Consider the following 18,913-nt stretch of genomic DNA (forward strand, 5'->3'; position numbering starts at 1 on the left):
AAGCATGCGCACCTCATCTCCCATGAACGCCACACATTGACGTCGGCAAGCTTGCTCGCACCGGTGCAACGCCCGATTACGACCGCATCCGGATGCTCAAGTTGCAGCTACGCAAAAGCCGTACTGCAACGGAGGACATTCGCGTCATTTCCCGGCACACTTTACCGCGGGCCCAGCGCCCACCGCCCTCCCCTTCTGCAAGCCCGGACGCCATGCTGACTTGGTTACAACGCAACTCACTGACTTTCCCGCCACTGGAAAAGGCCATGCGCGATCCCAACGGATTGCTGGCGGCCGGTGGCGACCTGTCCGCCGATCGCCTGATCCAGGCCTATCGTCACGGCTGCTTTCCGTGGTTTTCCGAAGGTCAGCCGATTCTGTGGTGGTCGCCGGATCCGCGCACCGTGCTTTTTCCCGACGAACTGCACGTCTCGCGCAGCCTTGGCAAATTGATGCGTAAACAACGCTATCGAGTAACCTTCGATCAGGATTTCGACGCCGTGATCCGCGCTTGCGCCGCTCCCCGGGAATACGCCGACGGCACCTGGATCACCGAGGCGATGCAGGACGCCTATATCGAACTGCATCGACGTGGCTTTGCCCATTCGGTGGAAGTCTGGGATCAGGGCGAACTGGTCGGCGGCCTGTACGGCCTGGCGATGGGGCAACTGTTCTTCGGCGAGTCGATGTTCAGCCGTGCGGACAATGCTTCCAAGTACGGCTTTGCCACACTGGTGCAACATCTCAAGGAAGCGGGTTTCGCGCTGATCGACTGTCAGATGCCAACCGACCACCTGCACAGCCTCGGCGCCCGGGCCATTTCACGGCAGACATTCGCCGACTATCTGACCAGATACCTCGATCAACCCAATCTTGCTACCTGGGTTTGCTGAGCGACTTTTGCGCGCGTGGCTTACACTTAATTCACCAGCTTACCCTTGAGGGTTGATCATGACCGAGTTGGCGCGGTTGAAGTTTTATGCCACTCAGCCTCACTCTTGCAGTTATCTGCCCGAGGAACAGGCGACGACCCTGTTTCTCGACCCGAGCCAGCCCATGGATGTGCATGTCTACGCAGACCTGTCAGAAATGGGCTTTCGTCGCAGCGGCGATCACCTGTACCGCCCGCATTGCCAGAACTGCAATGCCTGCGTGCCTGCGCGCATTCCTGTTGCGCAGTTCAACCCCAACCGGCAGCAGAAACGCATTTTCAAACGCAACAGCGATTTGCAGGTGCGCCCGGTCAAGCCGGCGTTCAGCGAAGAGTATTTCGACCTTTATCAGCGCTACATCGAACAGCGCCACGCGGATGGCGACATGTACCCGCCGAGCCGTGATCAATTCTCGACTTTTCTGGTACGCGACCTGCCCTTCTCCCGCTTTTACGAGTTCCGGCTCGACGGACGGTTGCTGGCAGTGGCCGTCACCGACCTCCTGCCCAACGGCCTGTCAGCGGTTTACACCTTTTACGAACCGCAGGAAGAACGCCGCAGCCTCGGGCGCTACGCCATCCTCTGGCAAATCGCCGAAGCCCAGCGCCTGAGGCTTGAGGCGGTCTACCTGGGTTACTGGATCAAAAACTGCAAAAAGATGAACTACAAGACCCAATATCGGCCCATTGAACTGCTCATTAATCAGCGCTGGGTCATCCTGAACTGAATGCAAACCCTAAACCCCTTGGCGTAAACCCCATTTTTCGGGCACAATGCACGCCGCTTTTGCCTGGCGCAGTTGCACCGGGCCATTCATTGGATACCGAGGGCTTTACTGCATGTCGAAAGAAGACAGCTTCGAAATGGAAGGCACTGTCGTCGACACCCTGCCCAACACCATGTTTCGTGTGGAGTTGGAAAATGGGCACGTCGTAACCGCGCATATTTCCGGCAAGATGCGCAAGAACTACATTCGTATTCTTACCGGTGACAAAGTGCGCGTCGAGCTGACGCCCTATGACTTGAGCAAAGGGCGTATTACTTACCGCGCTCGCTAATCAAGTCAATACAAGACGCCCGGCTTAATGCCGGGCGTTTTTGTTTGTCTGGGTTTTGGGTTTGTGCTTGAGTTTTGGGTGTATATCCGTTGCTGCGGTAACGGCTTCTTATGGTTTCGCTCTTACAGCGAGTCCCTTTTTCAAACGCCAAAAAGGAACCAAAAGGCTTTTGCCCCGGCGTACGGCACTTCGCCTAGGCTCAGTGTTCCCTCGCTACGGTGTCCACCAGGGGGCATCGCCTACGGTTTGCTTCGCTGCACCTCCTCTCGATGTATGCGGCTTCGCCGCACGGCGCTGCGCGCCTACCCCCTGATGAACACCTCCGCTCGGCCTGCCGAAGGGGCAAAAAATCAAAAGCCAGGGCCAGAGCAACAGCCAGATCAAGAGCCTTCCCTCACCCTAGCCCTCCCGAAACGTCGGACCGCCCGTAGGGAGAGGGAACTGAACGAGGTGTTTGGAGAGCTACGCCGACGTGAAGTACCGAGTCGAACTCAAGTTTTGAAAAGCCCACAAATCGGCTCCCTCTCCTCGGGGAGAGGGCTGGGGTGAGGAGTAAACCCACCACAAAACCAAAGCCGAACAAGCCCCGCTCCTACCCACTCAAAACGATGAGCGTTAGCTCGAGTAAAGCTTTTGATCACAGGGCCCGTCGGCAGGCTGAGTGGAGGGATTGATCCGGGGGTGGGAGCGCAGCGACCGTTTGGCGAAGCCAAACACATCGAGAGGAGGTGCAGCGAAGCAAACCGTAGGCGATGCCCCCGGATCGATCCCGGAGCGAAGGAACCCCGAGCCTCAGCGAGGGGCCGTACGTCAGGGTTAGAGACCTTTTGGTTACTTTTGGCTGGGCCGGCATTCCGGGCGTTTGCCAAAAGTGACCCGCCGTAAGGGCGGAACCCTAAGAAGCCGTTACCGCAACAACGGATATTCACACCAAACAAACAGACAATAAAAAGGCGCCCGAAGGCGCCTTTTCACTTACCAGCCGTCAGGCCATTTCTGCAGTGGTCTCGAAGTCAAACGTCAGCTCACCATCCTTGATGTCGATGTGAACCACACCGCCATGCTCGGCCAGCTCGCCAAACAGAATCTCCTCCGCCAGCGGACGCTTGATCTTGTCCTGGATCAGACGCGCCATCGGACGAGCGCCCATGGCCGAATCGTACCCACCGGCCGCCAGCCAGCTGCGCGCCGCATCGGTAACCTCCAGAAGCACACGCTTGTCTTCCAATTGCGCCTGAAGTTCGGTGAGGAACTTGTCCACCACACTTTTGATAACCTCATGACTGAGGCGACCAAACTGAATGATGGTATCCAGACGGTTGCGGAATTCCGGCGTGAAGCTCTTCTTGATCACTTCCATCGCATCGGACGAGTGGTCCTGATGGGTGAAGCCGATCGAAGCACGTGCCGCCGTTTCAGCACCGGCGTTGGTGGTCATGATCACGATCACGTTGCGGAAGTCCGCCTTGCGCCCGTTGTTGTCAGTCAGCGTGCCGTGGTCCATCACCTGCAGCAGCAGGTTGAAGACTTCCGGATGCGCCTTCTCGATTTCATCGAGCAGCAATACGCAATGCGGCTGCTTGGTGATCGCTTCGGTCAGCAGACCGCCCTGGTCGAAACCGACATAACCCGGAGGCGCACCGATCAGACGCGATACGGTGTGACGCTCCATGTACTCGGACATGTCGAAGCGCACCAGTTCGATCCCCAACGCCTTGGCCAATTGACGCGCGGCTTCGGTTTTACCAACACCGGTCGGCCCTGCGAACAGGAACGAACCGACAGGCTTGTCAGGCGACTTGAGGCCGGCACGGGACAATTTGATCGCAGTCGACAGCGAATCGATCGCCGCGTCCTGACCAAACACCGTCAGCTTCAGATCACGCTCGAGGTTACGCAGCAGTTCCTTGTCGGAGCTGGTGACGTGCTTCGGCGGAATCCGCGCGATTTTCGCAACGATGTCCTCGACTTCAGGGACTTCGATGCGTTTCACACGCTTCTCGACCGGTTGCAGACGCTGATAAGCGCCGGCCTCGTCGATCACATCGATGGCCTTGTCCGGCATGTGCCGGTCATTGATGTAGCGCGAAGCCAGTTCCGCAGCGGCGCGCAGTGACTCATCGCTGTATTCGATGTTGTGATGCTGTTCAAAGCGCCCTTTCAGACCGCGCAGGATACCGATGGTATCTTCCACCGACGGCTCGACGACATCGACCTTCTGGAAGCGACGCGCCAGGGCGCGGTCTTTTTCGAAGATGCCACGGAATTCCTGGAACGTGGTCGAACCGATGCAGCGAATGTCGCCAGACGACAGCAGCGGCTTGAGCAGGTTCGAGGCATCCATGACGCCGCCCGAAGCGGCACCTGCACCGATAATGGTGTGGATCTCGTCGATGAACAGGATCGCCTGCGGACGTTTTTTCAGCTCGTTGAGCAGCGCCTTGAAGCGCTTCTCGAAGTCACCGCGATACTTGGTGCCCGCGAGCAGAGCGCCCAGATCGAGTGAGTAAACGACGCTGTTGGCCAGCAGGTCCGGCACCTGGTTGTCGACAATGCGCTTGGCCAGGCCTTCGGCAATCGCGGTTTTACCCACGCCCGCCTCGCCCACCAGCAGCGGATTGTTCTTGCGACGGCGCGCAAGAATCTGCGCGACACGCTCGACTTCCGTTTCACGCCCGACCAGCGGATCGATCCGGCCCTGGCGTGCGAGTTCGTTGAGATTGCTGGCATAAGCGTCCAGCGGATTGCCTGAAGAAGAAGACTCACCGCCCTCATCGTCCTGCATATCTTGTTCACCTTCAGAGTGATCGCCATGCCCCGGCACTTTGGAAATGCCGTGGGCGATATAGTTGACGACATCAATGCGTGCAACGCTCTGCTGTTTCAGCAGGAACACCGCCTGACTCTCTTGCTCACTGAAGATTGCAACCAGCACGTTGGCGCCGGTCACTTCGCGTTTGCCCGAGCTCTGCACATGAAAGACAGCACGTTGCAGTACACGCTGGAAGCCCAGGGTTGGCTGGGTTTCGCGATCCTCGTCGTGGACGGGGATCAGTGGCGTAGTGGAGTCGATGAACTCCTGCAGGTCGTGCTTGAGTTTGTCGAGGTTTGCGCCGCAGGCACGCAATACGGTGGCGGCAGCCTCATTGTCCAATAGGGCCAGCAGCAGGTGTTCGACGGTCATGAACTCATGACGTTTCGAACGTGCCTCCTTGAAGGCAAGATTGAGGGTGACTTCGAGCTCGCGGTTTAACATAGCTTCACCTCATACCCAAGTGGTCGGCGATTAACCGTCCTTCTCGATTTCACAGAGTAGCGGATGCTGGCTTTCCCTGGCGTACTGGTTGACCTGCATGGCCTTTGTCTCGGCGATGTCGCGGGTAAACACTCCACATACTGCCCGCCCTTCTGTGTGGACGGCCAGCATGACCTTGGTCGCCAGCTCGCGATTCAGGTTAAAAAACACCTCGAGCACTTCGACGACGAAATCCATCGGTGTGTAGTCATCATTGAACAAAACCACCTTGTACATCGGCGGCGCCTGTAACGCAGGCTTTGCTTCCTGAACAGCAACGCCTGCCGAATCGTCGTCGTGCTCCTGTGGAAGATCCTTTTGGAGAAGCGGGCGATCCTGATTGAATGTTAGTCGAATCTGGCTGATTGCATGCATGGAAAGAAAGGTTCGTCAGTTGTGCAAATACAGTGGTGGGGGCGGCTTGACACGTTTTCAACTCCGACTGCCCGGTCACCTTGACTATCGGGAAAACGGTGTTACAACCAATAGAACCCACAGTGGGGAAAAAAGATCCGCGGAGTCAATCTTTTTAACGGATTCGACTGCGGATGAATTGGATGATACTCCAGCGATGGAGACTGTTGCAGAGGGATTTGAGCATGGCTGTCGGCAAGGTGAAATGGTTCAACAATGCCAAGGGGTTCGGTTTTATAAACACCGACTCCCGCGAGGGGAAGGACGAGGACGGCAAGGAGATCGATTTCTTTGCCCACTATTCCGCCATTGAAATGGACGGATACAAAACCCTCAAAGCCGGGCAGATCGTCAAATTCGAGATCGTGCAAGGCCCCAAAGGCCTGCATGCCACAAAAATTCAGAATGTCGAAGCCGCAAAAGATGCGGCCCCGTCCGCTGCTCATCACCAGTCAGTGACCAGCTGAAGCGACCCGAACACCTGCCAGAAAACAAACCGCCCGACTCGATTACTCGAGCCGGGCGGTTTCGTTGCAGCTGGCTTTATTACATGTGCTTGATCAGCGCATCACCGAAGCCCGAAGAAGACACCAGCGTGGCGCCTTCCATCAGACGTTCGAAGTCGTAGGTCACGGTCTTGGCCTTGATGGCGCCATTGGTGCCCTTGATGATCAGGTCGGCCGCTTCGGTCCAGCCCAGGTGACGCAGCATCATCTCCGCCGACAGGATCACCGAGCCAGGGTTGACCTGGTCCTTGCCGGCATATTTCGGCGCGGTACCGTGGGTCGCCTCGAACATGGCCACGGTGTCGGACAGGTTGGCACCCGGCGCGATACCGATACCGCCCACTTCCGCTGCCAGGGCGTCGGACAGGTAGTCACCGTTGAGGTTGAGGGTGGCGATCACATCGTACTCGGCCGGACGCAGCAGGATCTGCTGAAGCATGGCGTCGGCGATGGCGTCCTTGACGACGACTTCACGACCGGTTTTCGGGTTCTTGAATTTCATCCATGGGCCGCCATCGAGCAGCTCGGCGCCGAATTCTTCCTTCGCCACCTCGTAACCCCAGTCCTTGAAGGCACCTTCGGTGAATTTCATGATGTTGCCCTTGTGCACGATGGTCAGCGACTTGCGGTCGTTGTCCACCACGTATTGCAGGGCCTTGCGCACCAGACGCTTGGTGCCTTCTTTGGAAACCGGCTTGATGCCGATGCCGCAATCCTGGTCGAAACGGATCTTGGTGACGCCCATTTCTTCTTTCAGGAATTTGATGACCTTGGTGGCTTCAGGGGAGCCGGCCTTCCATTCGATACCGGCATAAATGTCTTCGGAGTTCTCGCGGAAGATCACCATGTCGACGTCGCCAGGCTTTTTCACCGGGCTCGGCACACCTTCGAACCACACCACAGGGCGCAGGCAGACATAGAGATCAAGCTGTTGGCGCAGGGCGACGTTGAGGGAACGGATGCCGCCACCGACCGGAGTGGTCAGCGGGCCTTTGATGGAGACCACGTAATCCTTGACCGCGTCCAGGGTTTCCTGGGGCAGCCAGGTGTCCTGGTCATAAACCTGAGTTGCTTTTTCGCCAGCATAAACCTCCATCCAGGAAATCTTGCGCTTGCCCCCGTAGGCTTTTTCTACGGCAGCATCAACCACTTTGATCATCACAGGGCTGACGTCGACGCCAATGCCGTCACCTTCGATGAAGGGAATGATCGGGTTATCAGGGACATTGAGAGAATGGTCTGCGTTGACGGTGATTTTGTCGCCGACGGCTGGAACCTGAATCTTCTTGTAACCCATGCTGAACTCCATTGTTTGGATTGAACATCTGGCTTGGTTCGAGCGTAACCCAGTTGAATCAACACGCAAACCCTCTGTTCCGGGCGCGACCACATCTCGTTTCGTACAAGCCTGAAAGCAAAGGGAAAAGCGCCAATCTCAAGCATTCACGGCGACTCTACGCCCCACCCCGCCCTGCGACCTTTAGACCAATGGACGAGAATCGTTGCATATGAACCATCGGCAGATTGCCAGCTACCTATGTATAATGCTGCCCGCTGACCACAGGGTCACGACGGCTGGCCTCTCTAGCACGAGACTTTCCGCCTGATTGGTCGGGTTGTTACCGCAGTCCGACTGCTTGACGCTCTACTGATGCACCCAACATCACCGCGAAGATTCTCGACATTCGGTTCATGGATGACTTTGAACGAACGCGCTTACCCGGCGCCCCTCGAGTTTCTGCGCACGCTTTAGCAAAGAAGAGAGAGTTAATCCGAATATGCCCACCCGCTCGAAGATCATCTATACCTTCACCGACGAAGCTCCAGCCCTCGCCACCTATTCCCTGCTGCCGATCATCGAGGCTTACACCGCCTCGGCCGATATCGCCGTGGAAACCCGCGATATCTCTCTTGCAGCACGCATTCTGGCCAGCTTCCCCGAGCAACTGGGCGACAAAGCCGTAGCCGACCACCTCGCCGAACTGGGCGACCTGGCCGTTACGCCTGAAGCCAACATCATCAAGCTGCCGAACATCAGCGCTTCGGTTCCGCAGTTGCAGGCCGCGATCAAAGAACTGCAAGCCCAGGGCTACAACCTGCCGGACTACCCGGAATCCGTGACCAACGACGCCGAAAAAGAAGCCAAGGCGCGTTACGACAAGGTCAAGGGCAGCGCCGTGAACCCGGTTCTGCGTGAAGGCAACTCCGACCGTCGTGCGCCGCTGTCGGTCAAGAACTACGCTCGCAAGCACCCGCACAAAATGGGCGCCTGGGCCAAAGACTCCAAGTCTCATGTCGCTCACATGAGCACCGGCGATTTCTATGGCAGCGAAAAAGCTGTCCTGATCGACGCCGCTGACGCCGTGAAGATCGAACTGATCGCCAAAGACGGCACCGCGACCGTCCTGAAAGAAAAGACCACCGTTCAGGCGGGCGAGATCCTCGACTGCTCCGTGATGAGCAAAAAGGCCCTGCGCGCGTTCATCGCCGCTGAAATCGACAGCGCCAAGCAACAAGGCGTGCTGCTGTCGGTTCACCTGAAAGCCACCATGATGAAGGTCTCCGACCCGATCATGTTTGGTCAGATCGTTGCCGAGTTCTACAAGGACGCCCTGACCAAGCACGCCGACGTGCTGGCCGAAATCGGCTTCAACCTGAACAACGGCATCGGCGACCTGTACGCCCGCATCAAATCCCTGCCGGCCGAGCAGCAAGCCCAGATCGAAGCTGACATTCAAGCGGTCTACGCCGTTCGTCCGTCGCTGGCGATGGTCAACTCCGACAAAGGCATCACCAACCTGCACGTGCCGAGCGACGTTATCGTCGACGCCTCGATGCCGGCCATGATCCGTGACTCCGGCAAGATGTGGGGCACCGACGGCCAGCTGCACGACACCAAGGCCGTGATCCCGGATCGTTGCTACGCCACCATCTACCAGGCCGTGATCGAAGATTGCAAAGCCAATGGCGCTTTCGATCCGACCACCATGGGCAGCGTGCCAAACGTTGGCCTGATGGCTAAAAAAGCCGAAGAATACGGTTCCCACGACAAGACCTTCCAGATCAAGGCCGACGGCGTGGTTCGCGTGACCGACAGCAAAGGCACCCTGCTGATGGAACAGGCTGTTGAAGCCGGCGACATCTTCCGCATGTGCCAGACCAAGGACGCGCCGATCCAGGACTGGGTCAAACTGGCCGTCAACCGTGCTCGTGCAAGCGCAACTCCAGCCATTTTCTGGCTGGACCCGATGCGCGCACACGACGGCGTGGTGATCGAGAAGGTTCAGGCTTACCTGAAGGATCACGACACCACCGGTCTGGACATCCAGATCATGGCGCCGGTCGATGCCATGAAATACACCCTGCAACGCACCCGCGAAGGCAAGGACACCATTTCGGTGACCGGCAACGTACTGCGCGACTACCTGACCGACCTGTTCCCGATCATGGAACTGGGCACCAGCGCCAAGATGCTGTCGATCGTGCCGCTGATGAACGGCGGTGGCCTGTTCGAAACCGGCGCCGGCGGTTCGGCGCCGAAGCACGTACAGCAACTGGTCGAAGAGAACTTCCTGCGCTGGGATTCGCTGGGTGAATTCCTGGCCCTGGCCGCTTCTCTCGAGCACTTGGGTGTGAACTACAACAACCCGAAAGCGCTGGTGCTGTCCAAGACCCTGGACCAGGCCACTGGCCAGTTCCTCGACAACAACAAGTCGCCATCGCGCAAAGTCGGCAACATCGACAACCGCGGCAGCCACTTCTACCTGGCGATGTACTGGGCACAAGCCCTGGCCGCCCAGACCGAAGACGCTGCACTGCAAGCGCAGTTCGCGACTCTGGCCAAAACCCTGACCGAGAACGAAGCGACCATCGTCGCCGAGCTCAATGCCGTTCAAGGCAAGCCAGTGGACATCGGCGGTTACTACCACGCCAATGCCGAGCTGATCAGCAAGGCCATGCGCCCAAGCGCAACCTTCAACGCGGCGATTGCTGCGCTGGTATAAGGTTGTAAAGGGAACATCACAAACCCCGGCCCCGTGCCGGGGTTTGTGTTTCTGAAGACAACACAAACCCTTGTGGGAGCTGGCTTGCCAGCGATGGCAGCCGATTAGCCAACAATCATGGTGATTGATCCACCGCTATCGCTGGCAAGCCAGCTCCCACAGGGATAGTGTTTCAAGATTTGGAAAATTGAGGACGACTTATGGACTGGCTCCCCCACATCACCGTCGCCACCATCGTCGAGGACAACGGTCGTTTCCTGATGGTCGAGGAACACAAGGCCGGGCGCAACGTGCTCAATCAGCCGGCCGGCCATCTGGATCCGGACGAAACCCTGATCGAAGCCGCCGTGCGCGAAACCCTCGAAGAGACCGGCTGGGACGTCGAGCCCACCGCCGTGGTCGGCATTTATCTGTACACCGCCCCAAGCAACGGCGTGACTTACCAGCGCGTATGCTTCAGCGCCAAAGCCGTGAAACATCACCCGGATTATCAACTGGACGACGGCATCGTCGGCGCCAAGTGGCTGACCCGCGACGAATTATTGGATCTGCGCGAGCACTGGCGCAGCGAGCTGATCATCCGCTGCATCGATGATTATCTGGCCGGCAATCGCTTCGGCCTCGAACTGATCCGCCCTTCCCTTTAGCCTTGAGGCCGTGAGCCTGATAGAATCGCGTCCTTTTTCAAGACACTCATTGAATCCCTATGCGTGATCCAGCCCCTTCTGACACATCCAAGAAGCGCGTCATTGTCGGCATGTCCGGCGGCGTGGACTCTTCCGTTTCCGCTCTCCTGCTGATCGAGCAGGGCTATGAAGTGGAAGGCCTGTTCATGAAGAACTGGGAAGAAGACGACGGAACGGAATACTGCACCGCCATGGACGACCTGGCGGATGCTCAGGCTGTGTGCGACAAGATCGGTGTCAAGCTGCACACCGCCAACTTCGCCGCCGAGTACTGGGACAACGTGTTCGAGCACTTCCTGGCCGAATACAAGGCCGGCCGCACGCCGAACCCGGACATCCTGTGCAACCGCGAAATCAAGTTCAAGGCGTTCCTCGACTACGCCATGATGCTCGGCGCCGACCTGATCGCCACCGGTCACTACGTGCGTCGCCGCGACATCGATGGTCGCACCGAGCTGCTCAAGGGCCTGGATCCGAACAAGGATCAGAGCTACTTCCTGCACGCCGTCGGCGGCGAACAGATCGCCAAGACCCTGTTCCCGGTCGGCGAGCTGGAGAAACCGGAAGTCCGTGCAATTGCCGAGAAGTACGAGCTGGCGACCGCCAAGAAGAAGGATTCCACCGGGATCTGCTTCATCGGCGAGCGCCGTTTCAGCGATTTCCTCAAGCAATACCTGCCGGCGCAACCGGGCGAGATCAAGACCACCGAAGGCGAAGTCATCGGCCGCCACCACGGCTTGATGTACCACACCATCGGTCAGCGCCAGGGCCTGGGCATCGGCGGTCTGAAAGACGCCGGCGATGAGCCGTGGTACGTGTTGCGCAAGGATCTGGACACCAACGAGCTGATCGTCGGCCAGGGCAACAACCATCCGTGGCTGTTCTCCAGCGCCCTGCTCGCTTCGGAAATCTATTGGGTCAATCCGATCGATTTGAGCCAGCCGCTGCGACTGACCGCCAAGGTTCGTTATCGCCAGAGCGATCAGGCCTGCACCCTGGAAAAAACCGCGACCGGCTATCGTGCCGTGTTCGACGAGCCGCAACGCGCGGTCACGCCGGGCCAGTCAGTGGTGTTCTATGACGGTGAAATCTGCCTCGGTGGCGGCGTGATAGAAGTCGCCGAGCCGTGGAGCGGCCAGGCATGAGCCCGACTCAGGAGCAATTGACGGCTCTGGGCGGGGTGTTTCTCGCCGCCGTGCTGGTCGACCGGATCGCCAAGACCGGCCAGACCAACGAAGCGGGCCTGAGCTGCATGCTCGGCAGCCTGCTGGTTCGCGACCCGAAAGACACGCTGGATGTTTACGGCGGCGACGATATCAACCTGCGCGAGGGTTACCGCGCGCTGATCGGCGCCCTCGAACGCGACCCGAGCACCTTGCAGCGCGAGCCGCTGCGCTACGCCCTGTCGATGCTCGGCCTTGAGCGACAACTGGCCAAGCGCAACGACATGCTCGACGTGATCGGCAAGCGCTTGCCGCAGATCCAGTCGCAGGTCGAGCATTTCGGCCCGGCCCACGAAAACGTGATCGCGGCCTGCGGCGCGCTGTATCAGGACACCCTGAGCACGCTGCGCCAACGCATTCAGGTGCATGGCGACATGCGCAACTTGCAGCAGCCGAGCAATGCCTCGAAGATCCGCGCCCTGCTGCTCGCCGGCATTCGCTCTGCACGCCTGTGGCGTCAGCTCGGCGGTCATCGCTGGCAACTGGTCATCAGTCGGCGCAAATTGCTCAAAGAGCTGTATCCGTTGATGCGCAGCGAGTAAATCACCGCGCAACAAAAGCTTTGTAGTCTGTAACGCGTAATACGCCGGTCAGTTGGCGACGGACCGGCGGATTTTTTCATGTATGATACGCGCCCCATTTCGTTGCCCGACTGTCCGAGAACACCCCATGCAGCTCTCTTCGCTCACTGCGGTTTCCCCTGTTGACGGCCGCTACGCCGGCAAAACCCAGGCCCTGCGCCCAATTTTCAGCGAGTACGGCCTGATCCGTGCCCGCGTTCTGGTTGAAGTGCGCTGGCTCCAGCGCCTGGCCGCTCACGCCGGCATCCCGGAAGTGCCAGCCTTCTCCGCCGAAGCCAACGCCGTTCTGAACGAACTGGCCGAAAACTTCTCGCTGGAGCACGCCGAGCGCGTGAAAGAGATCGAGCGCACCACCAACCACGACGTCAAAGCGATCGAATACCTGCTCAAGGAGCAGGCGGCCAAGCTGCCGGAGCTGGCCAAGGTCAGCGAATTCATCCACTTCGCCTGCACCAGCGAGGACATCAACAACCTGTCCCACGCCCTGATGCTGCGCGAAGGCCGTGACGACGTGATGCTGCCGCTGATGCGCCAGACCGCCACCGCCATCCGCGAACTGGCCCTGCGCTTCGCCGACGTGCCAATGCTGTCGCGCACCCACGGCCAGCCGGCTTCGCCGACCACTCTGGGTAAAGAGCTGGCGAACGTGGTTTACCGTCTCGAGCGTCAGATCGCTCAGGTCGCTGCCGTTCCGCTGCTGGGCAAGATCAACGGTGCTGTCGGCAACTACAACGCTCACCTGTCGGCCTACCCGCAGATCGACTGGGAAGCCAACGCCCGCGCCTTCATCGAAGACGAGCTGGGCCTGGCCTTCAACCCGTACACCACGCAGATCGAACCGCACGACTACATCGCCGAGCTGTTCGACGCCATTGCGCGCTTCAACACCATCCTGATCGACTTCGACCGTGACATCTGGGGCTACATCTCCCTGGGTTACTTCAAGCAGCGCACCATCGCCGGCGAAATCGGTTCGTCGACCATGCCGCACAAGGTCAACCCGATCGACTTCGAAAACTCCGAAGGCAACCTGGGCATCGCCAACGCACTGTTCCAGCACCTGGCGAGCAAACTGCCGATCTCCCGCTGGCAGCGCGACCTGACCGACTCCACCGTATTGCGTAATCTCGGTGTGGGTTTCGCCCACAGCGTGATCGCGTACGAAGCGAGTCTCAAAGGCATCAGCAAGCTCGAACTGAACGCTGACAAGATCGCTGCCGATCTGGACGCTTGCTGGGAAGTCCTGGCCGAGCCGATCCAGACCGTGATGCGCCGCTACAACATCGAAAACCCTTACGAGAAGCTGAAAGAACTGACGCGCGGCAAGGGCATCAGCCCTGAAGCACTGCAGACTTTCATCGATGGCCTGGACATGCCGGCCGCTGCGAAAGCCGAGCTCAAGCAACTGACCCCGGCCAACTACATCGGCAACGCTGTAGCGCAAGCCAAACGCATCTGATCGACTGCTTGACCCGTTTGAGACGCCCGGCCGCGCCGGGCGTTTTTATTCCCGTCTGAAAAATGCTTTTTTTCAATAGGTTACATATGAATCCCGATATTCCTCTTCAACTTCTGGGTGGTCTTACGGCGCGCGAGTTCATGCGCGATTACTGGCAGAAAAAACCACTGCTGATCCGCCAGGCGTTTCCTGATTTTGAAAGCCCGATCGACGCCGACGAACTCGCCGGCCTGGCCCTGGAAGAAGAAGTTGAATCGCGTCTGGTGATCGAGCACGGCGAGCGTCCCTGGGAACTGCGCCGCGGCCCGTTCGCCGAAGACGAATTCAGCAAACTGCCGGAACGTGAGTGGACCCTGCTGGTGCAGGCCGTCGATCAGTTCGTGCCGGAAGTCAGCGAGCTGCTGGAAAACTTCCGCTTTCTGCCGAGCTGGCGCGTCGACGACGTGATGATCAGCTTCGCCGCTCCGGGCGGCAGCGTCGGCCCGCACTTCGACAACTACGACGTGTTCCTGCTGCAAGGCCACGGCAAGCGCAACTGGAAAATCGGCCAGATGTGCGACTCCGAAAGCCCGCTGCTGCAACACGCAGACCTGCGCATCCTCGCCGAATTCCACGAGACTGAAGAGTGGGTCCTGGAACCCGGCGACATGCTCTACCTGCCGCCGCGCCTGGCTCACTGCGGCGTTGCTGTTGACGACTGCATGACCTACTCGGTCGGCTTCCGCGCACCGAGCGCCGCTGAAGTGCTGACCCACTTCACCGACTTCCTCAGCCAGTTCCTGACTGACGAAGAGCGTTATACCGACGCCGATGCAAAACCGGTCAGCGATGATCCACATCAGATCCAGCACGATGCCCTCGGCCGCCTGAAAGCGCTGCTCGCCGAGCACATGAGCGACGAACGCCTGCTGCTGACCTGGTTCGGCCAGTACATGACCGAGCCGCGTTATCCAGAGCTGGTGGTCGGTCCGGAAGAGGTCGAGGAAGAAGACTTGCTCGGCGCGCTCGAAGACGGCGCCATCCTGATCCGCAACCCGAGCGCGCGCCTGGCGTGGTCGGACGTCGATGACGATCTGCTGCTGTTCGCCAGCGGCCAGAGCCGCTACCTGCCGGGCAAGCTGCGCGAACTGCTGAAGCTGATCTGCTCCGCCGACGCCCTGCACACCGACAACCTCGGTGACTGGCTGAGCGACGAAGACGGTCGCGGCCTGCTGTGCGAACTGGTCAAACAGGGCAGTCTGGGGTTCGCCGACGATGAATAAGATTCGCGTACGTGTTGCAGACTGGCAAAAGGACAACGCCGAGATCCGCCGCATTCGCGAAACGGTGTTCATTGCCGAACAATCGGTTCCACCCGAGCTTGAGTGGGATGCCGATGACGCCACGGCGGTGCATTTTCTGGCCTTCGAAGGCGACTTTCCGATCGGCACCGCCCGCCTGTTGCCCGACGGGCATGTTGGCCGGGTCTCAGTGCTGAAGGACTGGCGCGGCCTGAAGGTCGGCGATGCGCTGATGCAAGCGGTGATTGCCGAAGCGGAAGCACGCGGCCTGAAGCAGCAGATGCTCAGTGCCCAGGTTCAGGCCACGGCGTTCTATGAGCGTCTGGGTTTCAATCTGGTCAGCGAGGAATTCCTGGAAGCAGGGATTCCGCATGTCGATATGGTTCGTCACTCAGCTTAAGACCGAGGAGCCGATCGTTCCCACGCTCTGCGTGGGGATGCCTCTCGGGACGCTCCGCGTCCCTCGCGGCATGTGACGCAGAGCGTCACTGGCTGCATTCCCACGCAGAGCGTGGGAACGATCAACACCTAAAACGCCCCGCCATCTCACGATGCCGGGGCGTTTTGCTGTCTACGATTCAACTTGCCCCACCCCGGGCCGACAAACTGGCAATATCAAGCCTTTCGAAAGCGGAGATAACGGACATGTCCCTACGCACCCTGCTCACCACCCTGCTGCTCGGCTGCAGTTTTTCGGTGATGGCAGCCACAGAAATCGTGCCCCTCAAGTACCACACCAGTGCCGACATGCTGCCGGTGGCTCAGGACTTCATCGGCAAGGACGGCCAGGTCAGCGCCTATGGCAACCAACTGATCGTCAAGGCCGAGCCCGGCAAGATTCAAGAACTCAAGGACCTGCTCTCGCAGCTCGACACCGCGCCCAAGCGCTTGCTGATCACGGTCGACACCAACGAAAACAACGGTCGTGGCGATGAAGGTTATTCGGTCAATGGCGCGCAAACCCGCATCATCAGCCGCGGCACCGCCAGCCGTGACGGCGGCATTCAGCAAATTCAGGCCAGCGAAGGTGCACCGGCACTGATCCAGGTCGGCCAGAGCGTGCCGATCACCAGCAGCCAGACCAACTCCTACGGCGATTACAGCAGCCAGACGCAATATCGCAACGTCACCCAGGGCTTTTACGTCACCGCCAGCGTCACCGGCGAAACCGTTCACCTGGCAATCAGTACCAACCGTGACCGCATGAGCCAGGAACGTCCCGATGTAGTGAACGTTCAAAGCACCGACACAACTGTCACCGGACGCCTGGGCGAGTGGATCACCCTCGCCGGCGTGAATCGCCAGACCCAGGCCGACAAACAGGGCCTGGCCCGCAGCTACTCGACTCAAGGCCGGGATGACATGACGTTGCGGGTGAAAGTCGACACGTTGGACTAAAGCACCGAAAACTGACTGATTAGTCGTATTAGACGAAAGATGTAGTGCTTGAAAAAAAGCACTACAAATCGTTTGACGAGCCAAAAAAGCGAAGGCATGATGGCCTCGCTCCCGCTAATCAGAGGCCCTGGCAAGGGCCTTCGAAGCGCTGCTCGCAACCATCCCCGCGAGCCGTTTCGTGTCTGTACCGCCCACAAGGTGTGTTTGACGAGGTTGCCGACTGGAACGAAGTTGTCCCGAGGGACGGAAGCGTAATTAGGTAACCCGGCTTTACACTGTAGTTCGTATAAAGGCCCACGACGCCCGAATGCGCCCGCCAGTTCGCCTTTACCTGCTCACTTCCCCTCGAGCCCATCGTTCATCCCGTCGCCTGCCCCGCCGAACCCGACCTGACCACCTAAGCTTCTGGTCAGCGAGCGCAAGGAATTTTCCACCGCAGAACAACTTTTCATAAAGACGCGACGAGGTTTATCTCCATGGCACTGACACGCGAACAGCAAATTGCAGCCCTTGAAAAAGACTGGGCTGAAAACCCGCGCTGGAAAGGCGTGACTCGCAATTACTCCGCTGCTGACGTCGTCCGTCTGCGTGGCTCGGTTCAACCAGAGCACACCTTTGCAAAAATGGGCGCCGAAAAACTGTGGAACCTGGTCACCCAGGGTGCCAAGCCGTCCTTCCGCCCAGAGAAAGATTTCGTCAACTGCATGGGCGCCCTGACCGGCGGCCAGGCTGTGCAACAGGTCAAGGCCGGTATTCAGGCGATTTACCTGTCGGGCTGGCAAGTCGCTGCGGACAACAACTCCGCCGAATCGATGTACCCGGACCAGTCGCTGTACCCGGTGGACTCGGTTCCGACCGTGGTCAAGCGCATCAACAACTCGTTCCGTCGTGCCGACCAGATCCAGTGGAAAGCCGGCAAGAACCCGGGCGACGAAGGCTACATCGACTACTTCGCGCCAATCGTGGCTGACGCTGAAGCCGGGTTCGGCGGCGTACTGAACGCCTACGAGCTGATGAAGAGCATGATCGAAGCAGGCGCCGCCGGCGTTCACTTCGAAGACCAGCTGGCTTCCGTGAAGAAATGCGGCCACATGGGCGGCAAGGTTCTGGTTCCAACCCAGGAAGCCGTGCAGAAGCTGACCGCGGCTCGTCTGGCTGCCGACGTTGCCGGTGTACCGACCATCATCCTGGCCCGTACCGATGCCAACGCTGCCGACCTGCTGACTTCCGACTGCGATCCGTACGACCAGCCATTCGTGACTGGCACCCGTACCCAGGAAGGTTTCTACAAGGTTCGTGCAGGTCTGGACCAGGCAATCGCCCGTGGCCTGGCCTACGCGCCGTACGCCGACCTGATCTGGTGCGAAACCGCCAAACCAGACCTGGACGAAGCCCGTCGTTTCGCTGAAGCGATCAAGAAGGAATACCCGGACCAGATCCTGTCGTACAACTGCTCGCCTTCCTTCAACTGGAAGAAAAACCTGGACGACGCGACCATCGCCAAGTTCCAGCGCGAACTGTCCGCCATGGGTTACAAGCACCAGTTCATTACCCTGGCCGGCATTCACAACATGTGGCACAGCATGTTCAACCTGGCGCACGACTACGCCCGCAACGACATGACTGCCTACGTGAAGCTGCAAGAGCAGGAATTCGCTGACGCCGCCAAGGGTTACACCTTCGTGGCTCACCAGCAGGAAGTGGGCACTGGCTACTTCGACGACATGACCACCGTGATCCAGGGCGGCACGTCCTCGGTGACCGCGCTGACCGGTTCGACCGAAGAAGAACAGTTCCACTGATCGACTTCGCCTGAGCGAACGGCCTTTGCGGACCGTATAGAAAGCTAACCGCACTGCCGAAAAACTGACGCCCCGACTGGTTCGGGGCGTTTTTTTGCCTGCGCTTTTCCGGGCACCTTAGGAAATGGCACAGCCTGTCAGGCAAAACATTGATCCAGAGCGGTATCCGTATCGGAAAAACCGGTTAAAACGGGCGCCGCCGCTACTTGCAGTAACGCGGATATAAGACAACTTCCCGACTACTGACCCGTTAAACAGTTACCCAATCACTCCAA

The 18,913-nt window shown here is 59.0% G+C and carries 16 protein-coding genes; 13 read left to right on the forward strand and 3 right to left on the reverse strand.

What is annotated here, in order from left to right; all coding sequences use genetic code 11:
* Positions 1-212 precede the first annotated feature (212 nt).
* The 3 genes from aat (at position 213) to infA (ending at position 1,990) form a co-directional block, all read left to right on the forward strand.
* Positions 213-893 carry a leucyl/phenylalanyl-tRNA--protein transferase gene (gene aat / locus CAF77_RS07990; RefSeq protein ID WP_064380682.1) on the forward strand — a complete coding sequence of 227 codons (681 nt, stop codon included), beginning with the start codon at positions 213-215 and terminating at the stop codon, positions 891-893.
* 58 nt (positions 894-951) lie between these two features.
* Entirely contained in the window at positions 952-1,659 is a 708-nt protein-coding gene (locus CAF77_RS07995; RefSeq protein WP_064380683.1) for an arginyltransferase, read from the forward strand.
* 112 nt (positions 1,660-1,771) lie between these two features.
* On the forward strand, positions 1,772-1,990 hold the full coding sequence (gene infA, locus CAF77_RS08000; RefSeq protein WP_002553999.1) for a translation initiation factor IF-1: 219 nt from the start codon (positions 1,772-1,774) through the stop codon (positions 1,988-1,990).
* A gap of 985 nt (positions 1,991-2,975) precedes the next feature.
* Here infA and clpA read toward each other — a convergent pair.
* On the reverse strand, positions 2,976-5,246 hold the full coding sequence (gene clpA / locus CAF77_RS08005) for an ATP-dependent Clp protease ATP-binding subunit ClpA (protein WP_007951436.1): 2,271 nt from the start codon (positions 5,244-5,246) through the stop codon (positions 2,976-2,978).
* A gap of 30 nt (positions 5,247-5,276) precedes the next feature.
* Entirely contained in the window at positions 5,277-5,660 is a 384-nt protein-coding gene (clpS, locus tag CAF77_RS08010) for an ATP-dependent Clp protease adapter ClpS (RefSeq protein WP_011334948.1), read from the reverse strand.
* Positions 5,661-5,884: 224 nt separating this feature from the next.
* Between clpS and CAF77_RS08015 the strand changes: the two genes are divergently transcribed.
* Positions 5,885-6,166, forward strand: a complete 282-nt coding sequence (locus CAF77_RS08015) for a cold shock domain-containing protein (RefSeq protein WP_064380685.1) — start codon at positions 5,885-5,887, stop codon at positions 6,164-6,166.
* 79 nt (positions 6,167-6,245) lie between these two features.
* Here the strand turns inward: CAF77_RS08015 and icd are convergent, their stop codons facing one another.
* Positions 6,246-7,502 (reverse strand): NADP-dependent isocitrate dehydrogenase, encoded by a 1,257-nt coding sequence (icd, locus tag CAF77_RS08020; RefSeq protein ID WP_064380687.1) that lies wholly within the window; start codon positions 7,500-7,502, stop codon positions 6,246-6,248.
* 481 nt (positions 7,503-7,983) lie between these two features.
* Here icd and CAF77_RS08030 point away from each other — a divergent pair, with 481 nt between their 5' ends.
* The 9 genes from CAF77_RS08030 (at position 7,984) to aceA (ending at position 18,638) form a co-directional block, all read left to right on the forward strand.
* Positions 7,984-10,209: an NADP-dependent isocitrate dehydrogenase gene (locus CAF77_RS08030; protein WP_064380689.1), complete on the forward strand. Its 2,226-nt coding sequence runs from the start codon at positions 7,984-7,986 to the stop codon at positions 10,207-10,209.
* Between the two features lie 200 nt (positions 10,210-10,409).
* Entirely contained in the window at positions 10,410-10,856 is a 447-nt protein-coding gene (locus CAF77_RS08035) for an NUDIX hydrolase (RefSeq protein WP_064380690.1), read from the forward strand.
* 59 nt (positions 10,857-10,915) lie between these two features.
* Positions 10,916-12,040, forward strand: coding sequence for a tRNA 2-thiouridine(34) synthase MnmA (mnmA, locus tag CAF77_RS08040; RefSeq protein WP_064380692.1), 1,125 nt, complete (start codon positions 10,916-10,918; stop codon positions 12,038-12,040).
* Complete coding sequence (gene hflD, locus CAF77_RS08045; RefSeq protein ID WP_064380694.1) at positions 12,037-12,660, forward strand: high frequency lysogenization protein HflD; 624 nt, start codon at positions 12,037-12,039, stop codon at positions 12,658-12,660. Before mnmA ends, hflD begins: the two co-directional genes overlap by 4 nt.
* A 127-nt stretch (positions 12,661-12,787) precedes the next feature.
* Positions 12,788-14,158 (forward strand): adenylosuccinate lyase, encoded by a 1,371-nt coding sequence (gene purB, locus CAF77_RS08050; protein WP_064380697.1) that lies wholly within the window; start codon positions 12,788-12,790, stop codon positions 14,156-14,158.
* Positions 14,159-14,244: 86 nt separating this feature from the next.
* Positions 14,245-15,420 (forward strand): cupin domain-containing protein, encoded by a 1,176-nt coding sequence (locus CAF77_RS08055; protein ID WP_064380698.1) that lies wholly within the window; start codon positions 14,245-14,247, stop codon positions 15,418-15,420.
* A complete protein-coding gene (locus tag CAF77_RS08060) occupies positions 15,413-15,838 on the forward strand; it encodes a GNAT family N-acetyltransferase (protein WP_007951452.1) in 426 nt (141 codons plus the stop codon). The genes CAF77_RS08055 and CAF77_RS08060 overlap by 8 nt, the downstream gene beginning before the upstream one ends.
* Before the next feature lie 245 nt (positions 15,839-16,083).
* Positions 16,084-16,836, forward strand: a complete 753-nt coding sequence (locus CAF77_RS08065) for a secretin N-terminal domain-containing protein (protein WP_064380699.1) — start codon at positions 16,084-16,086, stop codon at positions 16,834-16,836.
* A gap of 476 nt (positions 16,837-17,312) precedes the next feature.
* Positions 17,313-18,638, forward strand: coding sequence for an isocitrate lyase (gene aceA, locus CAF77_RS08070; RefSeq protein ID WP_011334956.1), 1,326 nt, complete (start codon positions 17,313-17,315; stop codon positions 18,636-18,638).
* Positions 18,639-18,913: the final 275 nt, after the last annotated feature.

This window comes from Pseudomonas sp. R15(2017) (assembly GCF_002112685.1).
Classification (GTDB): domain Bacteria; phylum Pseudomonadota; class Gammaproteobacteria; order Pseudomonadales; family Pseudomonadaceae; genus Aquipseudomonas; species Aquipseudomonas glycinae.